The following is a 9801-nucleotide window of genomic DNA, read 5'->3' as shown; positions in this document are numbered from 1 at the left end:
GCTCGGGTTGTACGACTCGCCCTCGACCACCGCGGAGACGATCGTGGACGGCCGCTGGTCCAGCGCGGCGGCCAGCATCGAGCGCCAGCCGGTGACCAGCTGGGCGCGGATGCGGGCGGGCACCTCGGGGGCGAAGCGGGCCAGGTAGTGGTCCAGGTGGGTCTCGTCGCCGGCGAGGAAGGGCAGGTCGAAGACCAGCAGTTTGCGTACCGCGAGCAGCGGGACGGGGGCGCGCAGCGGCCGGAAGGAGTGGTTCCACAGGCCGGGTTCCTCGCAGACCGGGTGGAACTGGCCGATCATCAGGCCCTGTTCGACGAACTCGTCCTTGGCCTTGCGCTGGAGTTCGTCCAGCACGGTGGAGTCCTCGCGGTCCAGCTGGGGCATGACCAGCAGCACGGTCAGCAGTTCGCGGTCGGACTCCTGGGTGAGCTCGGCGAGCAACTCGTCGTAGTGGGAGCGCAGTTCGGCGACCAGGGCGGGCAGGTCCCCGTCGGGGGCGGCGTCGGCGACGGCGATGTGGAACAGGCCGCGGCGCAGCGAGGGCTGGGTGTAGGGGCAGACCGGGCCGCTGCGGCCGAGGTCGGGGTGGGCGGTGGTGAGGAAGGCGCGGGCCCAGGCGAGGGTCTCGGCGGCCTCGGGGCGTGCGGTGGCGTGGCCGGCGTCGATCTGCGCGGCGCTGTACAGGTGCAGGGCCGAGGCGGCGGGGGCGGCGGGGGCGGTCATCGCGGTCCCCTCCACACCGGGGCCAGGCGGGGGCCGCCGCCGGGCAGGGCGATGGCCTCGCCGAAGCGGGCGAAGCCGCCGGCGGCGAGCAGGTGGGCGCCGCCGGGGGAGCTGGTCTCGGCGTAGGCGGCCTGGCCGGCGGTGTCGACCTCGGTGAGGAAGGCGTGCAGCAGGGCGTGGCCGGCGCGGGTGCGGCGGTCCTCGGGGCGTACGCCGACGAAGGCGAGGTAGTGGTGGGAGCGGTGGCGCGGGTGGCGCAGGGTCTGCAGGCGGGTGATGGCGGCCAGGCGGCGGGAGCTCTCGCCGTGGCCGTCGGCGTCGATCGCCTCGGCCAGGGCGGCGCCGGCGGTGCCGCCGTGCAGGCGCGGGTCGTCCCAGCGGCCGGGCGGCAGGAACAGCAGCGCCCCCAGCGGCTCCCCGTCCTGCGGCCCGCCGGGCCCGTCGGCGCCGTCGGCAGCGGAGCCGGTGGCGGAGTCGGTGGCGTGGTGGGCGACCAGGACGCCGCGGTGGGCCAGGCACTGGTCGACGTGGACGCGGAAGAAGGCGGGCAGGACGCGGGCGCGGTGTTCGGGGTCGGGGAAGGCCCAGAGCATCAGCGCGTCGTCGGCGAAGGCGGCGGCGAGCACGGCGGCCAGGGCGTCGCGCTCCTGCGGGCGTCCGGGGCGTACGACGCTCCGCCCGGCGGGCGATACGGCGGGCGACGCTGCGGGCGACGCGGTGGGTGGTGCGGCGGTCCGTAAGACGGTGCCCGCGGCGGGCAGGGCGGTGGCGGTGGTCAACGGGCACTCTCCTCGAACGAGGGGGCGGACGGAGGGGAAGGCGGGTCAACGGTCACATCGGTGGACACGGAAGCAGCGGAAGCAGCGGAAGGAGCGGCAGGAGCGGAAGGAGCGGCAGGAGAAGCGGGCGGCGCGGTGGCCGAGGCGGCCAGGGCGGTGACGCGCGCGTGCAGCGGCGCCACCCACTCCTCGGCCTCCGGCTTGATCAGCACGCTGCGCAGGACCCGTGCCCCGTCGGCGTCCGCGCGCGTGCCGGGGTGGCGGCGGGTGAAGTCGGCGGCGTCCACGCGCAGCACGCTCAGGTAGACGGGGTCGTGTTCGTCGGCCATGCCCCGGCGCAGGACGTGGTCGCTGGCGGCGTCGATCGCCGACAGGGCGGGCGGGCGGGGGCCGGGGACGGTGGGGAAGTAGGTGACGATGTCCAGCTGCGGCTTCTGATGGAGCGTCAGTTCCTCGCTGGTGTCGATGAGTTCGGCCCATGCGAGGGCGGCGCGGCGGGAGGCGGCCAGTCCGGCGCCCAGCCCCTGGGGGGTGAGCGGCAGCAGTTGCAGGGTCAGCCACAGGGCGGCGGCCGAGGCTCCGGCGCGCGAGCACTCCAGGCTGATCTCGCCCAGGTGCAGTTCGGCGTCGGTGAAGTAGGTGTACGGGGAGTCGTGGGCGAAGTGGCGTCCGATGCCGGGGTCGGCGAACAGCACCGCCCCGCAGCCGTAGGGCTGCAGGCCGTGCTTGTGCGGGTCGACGGTCACCGAGTCGCAGCCGGCGATCGCCCGCCACGGCGCGGTGTCCACGCCGAGGGAGGCGGCCAGGGCGTCGTCGGCGGCCAGCAGGGTGAAGAACCCGCCGTAGGCGGCGTCCACGTGCACCCGCGCCCCGTGGCGGCGGGCCAGCGGGAGGATCTCGTGGACCGGGTCGACGGCGCCGGCCCCGGTGGTGCCGCAGGTGACCACGACCGTGCCCACCCGTCCGGTGCGCAGCAGTTCCTCCAGCGCGCCGACGTCCATGCGGCCCTCGGCGTCGGCGGCCACCGCGTGGCCCTCGACGCCCAGGACGTGGCACATCCGGCTGTGGGTGTAGTGGGCCTGGCCGCTGTAGGCGACGCCGCGCCCGGGGTGGCTCTGGCGCGCCACGTACAGCGCTTCGAGGTTGGCGATGGTGCCGCTGCTGGTCAGGTGGCCCACGTGGGCGGGCAGGGCGAACATGGCGGCGAGCTGCGCGACGCACTCGCGTTCCATGTCGTTGGTGGCCGGCCCGCCCTCGTAGGCGTGGTTGTTGGGGTTGAAGCGCATCGCCGTCAGGTAGCCCACCACGGCCGCCGGGTGCGGCGGTTTGACCATCTGGCCGGCGTAGCGCGGGTGGAAGAACGGGTAGTTGTGCTCCAGGCGCTTGGCGAAGCGCTCGAACGCGGCGGCGAAGTCCGCCTCGTCCACCAGGTGGGAGGGGTGGGGGCGCAGCGGCCCGAACCGCTCGCCCCACCGCTCGGCCACCTCGGCCGCCCTCGGCAGCCAGTACCGCAGGTCCACGCTCCGGCCCTTCCCCTCAGTGCTTCGTGCGGGGTGCCGGCGCGTGGGTGAGCAGCACGCCGGGCCCCTGGCGAGTACGAGCGTTCACCGCGTGCCGAGTCCTCGTGAGCGTTCTTCCGGCTCTTGAGCGTTCCTCGACCGCGTCCGCTGCCACGGTGGCGAGCACCCGCAAGGCGCCCGCAACACCCGCAGCTCACCCACCGCCGCGCCCGCCGGCCCCACCCGCCCCGCCGCCGCCGCATCCGCCGCCGCACCCGCCCGGTCCGCCCGGCCGTCGCCCGGCGGGCGGGCCCGCTCAAGCCGGACCCCACCGGCACCCGAGGCGGCGCTGCTGCAATCACCCCCGGACGAGGGCCGCCCGCACCCACCCGGGGCGGATCCGGGGGACCGCACGCGGGAGGAACGACGCGATGGTGACCAGACGCAGGATGATCGGCGCCGCCCTGGCGACCGGGGGAGGAGTCCTGCTGGTGCGCACCACCGTGCGCCCGGCCGCCTCCACCCCCGCCACCGCCCCCGCCGCCGCGGCCGCGGGCCAGGACGCGGGCCACGCCCACCCGGTGGGCGCCGCCCTGCCCGACCCCGGCCCCGACACCGGCCCCTCGCTCGCGGAGAAGTTCACCACCGCGCTGCCGCTGCCCCCGGTGCTCAGCCCCGTGTCCACCGACGGCGGCGCCGACACCTACGCGGTGACCATGCTGCGCTCCTACGCCCGCATCCTGCCCGGGCGCCGCACCGAGGTCCTCACCTACAACGGCGCCTTCCCCGGCCCCGTCATCCGCGCCCGCTCGGGCCGGCCGGTGATCGTGCGCCAGACCAACCTGCTGGACGACCCGGTCTCGGTGCACCTGCACGGCTCCGCCGTCCCCGTGGACAGCGACGGCGGCCCGATGAACCTGCTGGGCGCCGGCGCCACCCGCACCTACACCTACCCCAACGACCAGCCCCACGCGAGCCTGTGGTTCCACGACCACGCCCACCACCTGGAGTCCGAGCACGTCTACCGGGGCCTGGCGGGCAGCTACCTGCTCACCGACGCCACCGAGGCCGCCCTGCCCCTGCCCTCGGGCCGCTACGACCTGCCCATCGCCCTGCGCGACGCCCGCTTCGACGCCTCCGGCAACCTCGTCTACCGGATGGACGACGCCGAGGGCCGCGCCACCGTCCTCGCCAACGGCCGCCCCTGGCCCAAGGTCGACGTCGCCGCCCGCCGCTACCGCATCCGCCTGCTCAACTCCTCCAACCTGCGCTTCTTCTCGCTGCGCCTGGCCGACGGCGGCCCCATCACCCAGATCGGCTCCGACGGCGGCCTGCTGGAACGCCCCCACACCACCGACACCATCGACCTCTCACCGGGCGAACGCGCCGACGTCGTCATCGACTTCTCCCGCTACCGCCCCGGCACCGGCGTCGTGCTCACCAACTCCATGCCCCCCGGCCCCGCCGAACACATCGGCCAGGTCCTGCGCTTCGACGTCGGGCGCCCCGCCCCCGACCCCTCCCACGTCCCCGACCGGCTGCGCACCCTGCCCCCGCCGGGACCGGCCGTGCGCGAGCGCACCGTCGTGCTCAAGGTCGAGGAGGGCGGCGCCGGCGCCACCGCGCGCGGACTGATCGACGGCAGGCAGTACGACCCCGACCGGGTGGACGCCGCCGTCGCGTTCGGCACCTCGGAGATCTGGACCGTCCACAACGCCAACACCGACATCCCGCACAACTTCCACCTGCACCTGGTGCAGTTCCGCGTCCTGGCCCGCAACGGGGCGGCCCCCGGCCCCGAGGAGTCGGGCCTCAAGGACACCGTGCGCCTGATGCCCGGCGAGAGCGTGCGCCTGCACGCCACCTTCGACACCTACCGCGGCCGCTACCCGTACCACTGCCACCTGCTGGACCACTCCGCGATGGGCATGATGGCCCAGATGGAGATCACCTGACGCCCCGGGCGGCGCCCCGGGCCCGAGGGCCGCAGACGCCACCGGCCCGGGCCGCCCGCCCGCCCGCCCGCACGCACACGCGCGCGCGGGCCGGCCCGGGGCCGACGGACGCGCCGGAACACGCCAGGACGCGCCGGAACGCGCCAGCACGCGCCAGCACGCGCCAGGTCGCGCCGGAGCGCGTCAGGACGCGTGGATGCCCTGGCCCGGCGTCAGGATCCCCGCCGGGTCCCAGCGCCGCTTGGCCGCCACCACCCGCCCCCACAGCGCCCCGTAGTGGCGCTGCCAGTCCGCCCGGGTCATCCCCGGCACCGCCCCGATCAGGTACCGCTTGCCGCCCAGCTCCACCGCCAGGTCGTACAGGCGCCGGTTGCGCTCCAGCATCGCCGCGGTGTCCGACCCCGGCCCGGGGAAGGCCAGCAGGTCGAAGTGCCAGCCCACCTCCTGCCCGGGCAGCACCGCCAGCGGCGCCGTCACCTTCGAGCGCAGGTACGGGTAGAACAGCAGCAGCCCCGCCCCCAGGTCCTCGGCCGTCAGCACCTGCGCGGCGCGCGCCATGAACGCCCGCGCCGAGGACGCCGGCACGAACACGCTCAGCCACGGCTTGGGCAGCGCCCAGAACCCGGCCGCCCGCAGGTACCCCGAGAAGCCGTCCACCCGGTAGGCGTACTCCCGCCAGCCCTGCTCCACCACCTCCGTGTCCACCGGCGTCAGCCCGGCCAGCAGCGCCGCCCGGTCCACCGCCTGCCCGGCGTCGGTGAACGCCACCAGCTCCGCCTTGTAGCGCCAGCGCGAACCGTCCGCGCTGCGCACCACGTCGCCGACCTGGAAGTCGAAGCGGCGCCGGGCCAGGACCTTCTCCTGGTCGGCGAGGTAGGCGTCCAGGTCGTCGTAGTAGAGGGAGAAGACGTGGGCGCGTTCGCGGACCCGGACCAGGGCGAGGGTGACGCGCACGATGACGGCGACCTGGCCGCCGCCGGCCAGCACCGCCTCGAACAGTTCCCGGTTGCGGGTGCGCGAGGCGGTGACCAGCTCGCCGGTGCCGGTGACCACGTCCAGTTCCAGCACGTTGTCGACCTGCATGCCGTAGCGCTGGACGCCGCCGCCGATGCCGCCGACGCTCAGGGTGCCGCCCACCGACAGGTGCAGGTAGTCGGTGAGCACCGGCGGCACCCAGCCGGCCGCCAGGCCCGCCTCGGTGACCTGGGCCCAGGTGGCGCCGGCCTCGACCACGGCGCGCCCCGGGTGCACCGAGACGATCCGGGACAGGCCGCGGGCGTCGATGGCGACGCCGCCGCGGGGGTTGGCCTGGCCGTAGCTGGAGTGCGACTCCAGCCCGGCGTCGCCGAGCTGGGCGCGGTCGCCGCTCTGCCCGTTGACGGCCACCGGGATGCGGTGGCGGCGGGCGAAGGCGATCAGCTGCTGCACGTCGCGCACCGAGCCGGGGCGCAGCACGGCCCGGGGCCTGGCGGTGACGAGGTGTCCGAAGTCGGTGGAGAAGCGTTCCAGTCCGTCGCCCTGGAGGGTCATGGTGCCGTCCAGGGCGGGCAGCCGGGCGATGTCGGCGGCCGTGCCGTCGTCGGCCTCGGTGGCCCAGGCGGCGGTGGTGGTGTTCCAGCCGACGACGGCGGTCAGGGCCCCGGCGCCGGCGGAGGACAGCAGGGTGCGGCGCGACATTCCTGAGCTGCTCATATCAGGTTTTCTCCGATCAGTCGTCAAATAGGGATTGTTGTACCGCACCCTCCGGGTGATCACCTACTGCCGTGCACCGGTGATCTGCTGCTCGACGCGCCGCAGCTCGGACACCGGGTACTCCCACATCCGCAGCTGGTGCCCGGGGGCGTGGGAGGGGATGTGCGCGGCGGCGGCCCGCGCCTCGGCCAGCAGCGCCTGACGCGCCCGCTCGCGCCGCTCCTCGGGCAGCACCGCCACCCGCGGCCCCTGCGCGGCCTCCCGCAGGACCAGCGCCAGCTTGTAGGCGTGCACGGCCGGGCTGACGGCGAACAGCGTCCGGTACACCCACAGGCCCTCCTCGCCGTGCAGGATCCGCTCGTTGTGGCTCAGCAGCCGCACCCGCGCCTTGAGTACCAGGTCCTTGTGCACGCGCATCCGCCCGTCCCCCTTCGTCGTTCGTCCGGTTCCTCCCCGTCCGCGGGCAGCACGCCGTCCGCGCCGGGCGCCCGGGACGGGGCGCGCGGCACGCACGGCGCGTGGCGCGGAGAAGGGGATGCGCACGAGTCTGCGGGCGCGCACCACCGGGCGGCAAGAAGCGGGAAGGGTGTGCTGTGTCCTACCGAAGCCTTGCGCGACCTGGCAGGATCGGGGTCGGCACCCCGGCGGCGGGGCGGTTGCGGCGGGCGCGTTCCGGCGGGGCCCGGCGGGCCCTGGCGGCGGGGCGCGGCGGCCCCGGGTCTAGCCTGGGCCCCATGTTCGTACTGGAGCTGACGTACACCGCCGACCTCGAGTCGATCGACGCCGTCCTGCCGCGGCACGTCGCATGGCTGCGGGAGCACTACGCCTCCGGCACCTTCCTCGCCTCGGGGCGCAAGGTGCCGCGCGACGGCGGGGTGATCCTCGCGGTGGGCGAGGACCGGGCCGGCGTCGAGGCGCTGGTGGCCACCGACCCGTTCGTGCGGGCCGGGTTGACCGAGTACCGGGTGACGGAGTTCCTCGCCACCACCACCGCCCCCGAACTGGCCTCCCACCGCCAGGAACCGCCCGCCTGAGGCCCGGCCTGAGGCCCCGTCGGGGCCGCGGTCCTCGACGCGTCGCCCGGGCGCGTCCCCCCGTCCGTCCCCCCGGCCGCCGGCACCGTCCGTGCGCGGTGGCCCGCACCGCGCGCGGTTCGGGACACGGTCGCGTTCTGGCTACGATCGGTGAGCGCGGGACGGGGACGTATCGCGAGTTACCGACTTTCGGCGGGAGAAGACGGATGGCACACGCACGGGCCGGGCAGCCGGCGCAGCCCGGTGACCTGGTGGACGTGGCGCGGCTGGTGACGGCGTACTACGCGCTGAACCCCGACCCTCAGGAGCCCGGGCAGCGGGTCTCCTTCGGGACCTCGGGACACCGGGGCTCGTCACTGGACGCGGCCTTCAACGAGGACCACATCGCCGCGACCACGCAGGCGATCTGCGAGTACCGGGCCGAACAGGGCGTCGCGGGACCGGTGTTCCTGGGCGCCGACACCCACGCCCTGTCCGAGCCGGCCAAGGCCACCGCCCTGGAGGTGCTGGCCGCCAACGGCGTGCAGGTGCTGATCGACGCCGCCGACGGCTACACCCCCACCCCGGCCGTCTCGCACGCGATCCTCGCCCACAACCGGCGCAGCCCCCGCGCGCTGGCCGACGGCATCGTGGTCACCCCCTCGCACAACCCGCCGCGCGACGGCGGCTTCAAGTACAACCCGCCCAGCGGCGGCCCGGCCGGATCCCAGGCCACCGGCCGGATCCAGGACCGCGCCAACGAGCTGATCCGCGAGGGCATGCGCGGCGTCAGGCGGGTCCCCTACGCGCGGGCCCTGGCCGCCGCCACCACCGGGCGCCACGACTACCTCACCGCCTACGTCGAGGACCTGCCCTCCGTCCTGGACCTGGACGCCGTGCGCGAGGCGGGCCTGCGCATCGGCGCCGACCCGCTGGGCGGCGCCTCGGTGGCCTACTGGGAGCGCATCGCCGACACCCACCGCCTGGACCTGACCGTCGTCAACCCGGTGACCGACCAGACCTGGCGCTTCATGACGCTGGACTGGGACGGAAAGATCCGCATGGACTGCTCCTCCCCGGCCGCGATGGCCTCCCTCATCGGCCGCAAGGACGAGTACGCCATCGCCACCGGCAACGACGCCGACGCCGACCGGCACGGCATCGTCACCCCCGACGGCGGCCTGATGAACCCCAACCACTACCTCGCCGTCGCCGTCGACTACCTCTACCGCCACCGCACCGACTGGCCCGGGGACGCCGGCGTCGGCAAGACCCTGGTCTCCTCCTCGATGCTCGACCGCGTCGCCGCCGACCTCGGCCGCACCCTGGTGGAAGTCCCCGTCGGCTTCAAGTGGTTCGTCGACGGCCTGCTGGAGGGCTCGATCGGCTTCGGCGGCGAGGAGAGCGCCGGCGCCTCCTTCCTGCGCCGCGACGGCGGGGTGTGGACCACCGACAAGGACGGCATCCTGCTCGCCCTGCTGGCCTCCGAGATCACCGCCGTCACCGGCGCCACCCCCAGCGCCCACTACCGCGCGCTGACCGAGCGCCACGGCGCCCCCGCCTACGCCCGCGTGGACGCCCCCGCCGACCGCGAGCAGAAGGCCCGCCTGGCCCGGCTCTCCCCGGAACGCGTCGGCGCCGGCGAGATCGCCGGCGAGAAGATCACCGCCGTCCTCGCCAAGGCCCCCGGCAACGGCGCCCTGATCGGCGGCATCAAGGTCTGCACCGAGAACGCCTGGTTCGCCGCCCGGCCCTCTGGCACCGAGGACGTGTACAAGATCTACGCCGAGTCCTTCCACGGGGAGGAGCACCTCGCCCGCGTCCAGGACGAGGCCCGCGCCCTGGTCGGCGAGGTCCTGCGGGGCTGAGACCCGCCCGCGCCCGCGGCGGTGCCCCGGCCCGGCTCCCGCACCGGGCCGGGCCGGGGCACCGCCGTCGGCGCCGCACGGGCGTTGCCCCGTACGGGCGTTGTGCTGTACGGGCGTTGCCCCGTACGGGCGTGGTGGCGCACGTCGGCCGTCCCGTACGCGGCCGCCGTGCGGGGCCGACGACCAGGAGGCGGTGGCCGTCGCGTGCGGCAAGCCGGTGATCGTCTCGGGCACCGACGCCGACGGCCCCACCATCACGGTGGACGGCCAGG

At 75.3% G+C, this 9801-nt stretch carries 8 protein-coding genes; 3 read left to right on the top strand and 5 right to left on the bottom strand.

All coding sequences use genetic code 11. The features are described from left to right. The 3 genes from AB0E96_RS33585 to AB0E96_RS33575 form a co-directional block, all read right to left on the bottom strand. Positions 1 to 723, bottom strand: a 723-nt coding sequence (locus AB0E96_RS33585; protein ID WP_359829581.1) for a DUF6875 domain-containing protein, incomplete at its 3' end; no start/stop codon positions are given. After that, positions 720 to 1502 carry a hypothetical protein gene (locus AB0E96_RS33580; protein WP_359829580.1) on the bottom strand — a complete coding sequence of 261 codons (783 nt, stop codon included), beginning with the start codon at positions 1500 to 1502 and terminating at the stop codon, positions 720 to 722. The genes AB0E96_RS33585 and AB0E96_RS33580, both read right to left, overlap by 4 nt. After that, positions 1499 to 3022 (bottom strand): aminotransferase class I/II-fold pyridoxal phosphate-dependent enzyme, encoded by a 1524-nt coding sequence (locus AB0E96_RS33575; RefSeq protein ID WP_359829579.1) that lies wholly within the window; start codon positions 3020 to 3022, stop codon positions 1499 to 1501. The genes AB0E96_RS33580 and AB0E96_RS33575 overlap by 4 nt, the downstream gene beginning before the upstream one ends. A 410-nt stretch (positions 3023 to 3432) precedes the next feature. On the opposite strand from AB0E96_RS33575, the gene AB0E96_RS33570 reads away from it, so the two are divergent. Beyond that, positions 3433 to 4956, top strand: coding sequence for a multicopper oxidase domain-containing protein (locus tag AB0E96_RS33570; protein WP_359829578.1), 1524 nt, complete (start codon positions 3433 to 3435; stop codon positions 4954 to 4956). Positions 4957 to 5139: 183 nt separating this feature from the next. Here the strand turns inward: AB0E96_RS33570 and AB0E96_RS33565 are convergent, their stop codons facing one another. Together AB0E96_RS33565 and AB0E96_RS33560 are read right to left on the bottom strand one after the other, a co-directional pair. Then, positions 5140 to 6648 carry an FAD-binding protein gene (locus tag AB0E96_RS33565; RefSeq protein WP_359829577.1) on the bottom strand — a complete coding sequence of 503 codons (1509 nt, stop codon included), beginning with the start codon at positions 6646 to 6648 and terminating at the stop codon, positions 5140 to 5142. Between the two features lie 63 nt (positions 6649 to 6711). Beyond that, positions 6712 to 7065 carry a hypothetical protein gene (locus AB0E96_RS33560; RefSeq protein ID WP_359829576.1) on the bottom strand — a complete coding sequence of 118 codons (354 nt, stop codon included), beginning with the start codon at positions 7063 to 7065 and terminating at the stop codon, positions 6712 to 6714. A gap of 317 nt (positions 7066 to 7382) precedes the next feature. On the opposite strand from AB0E96_RS33560, the gene AB0E96_RS33555 reads away from it, so the two are divergent. Then, positions 7383 to 7682 (top strand): YciI family protein, encoded by a 300-nt coding sequence (locus AB0E96_RS33555; RefSeq protein ID WP_359829575.1) that lies wholly within the window; start codon positions 7383 to 7385, stop codon positions 7680 to 7682. 206 nt (positions 7683 to 7888) lie between these two features. Next, the gene (gene pgm / locus AB0E96_RS33550) at positions 7889 to 9529 is read left to right on the top strand and encodes a phosphoglucomutase (alpha-D-glucose-1,6-bisphosphate-dependent) (RefSeq protein WP_359829574.1); all 1641 of its coding nucleotides are present in this window, start codon (positions 7889 to 7891) and stop codon (positions 9527 to 9529) included. Positions 9530 to 9801 lie beyond the last annotated feature (272 nt).

This window comes from Kitasatospora sp. NPDC036755, assembly GCF_040636595.1.
GTDB lineage: Bacteria > Actinomycetota > Actinomycetes > Streptomycetales > Streptomycetaceae > Kitasatospora.
Note: the sequence above shows the minus strand (reverse complement) of the source record. Positions and strands in the feature narration are given on the sequence as shown.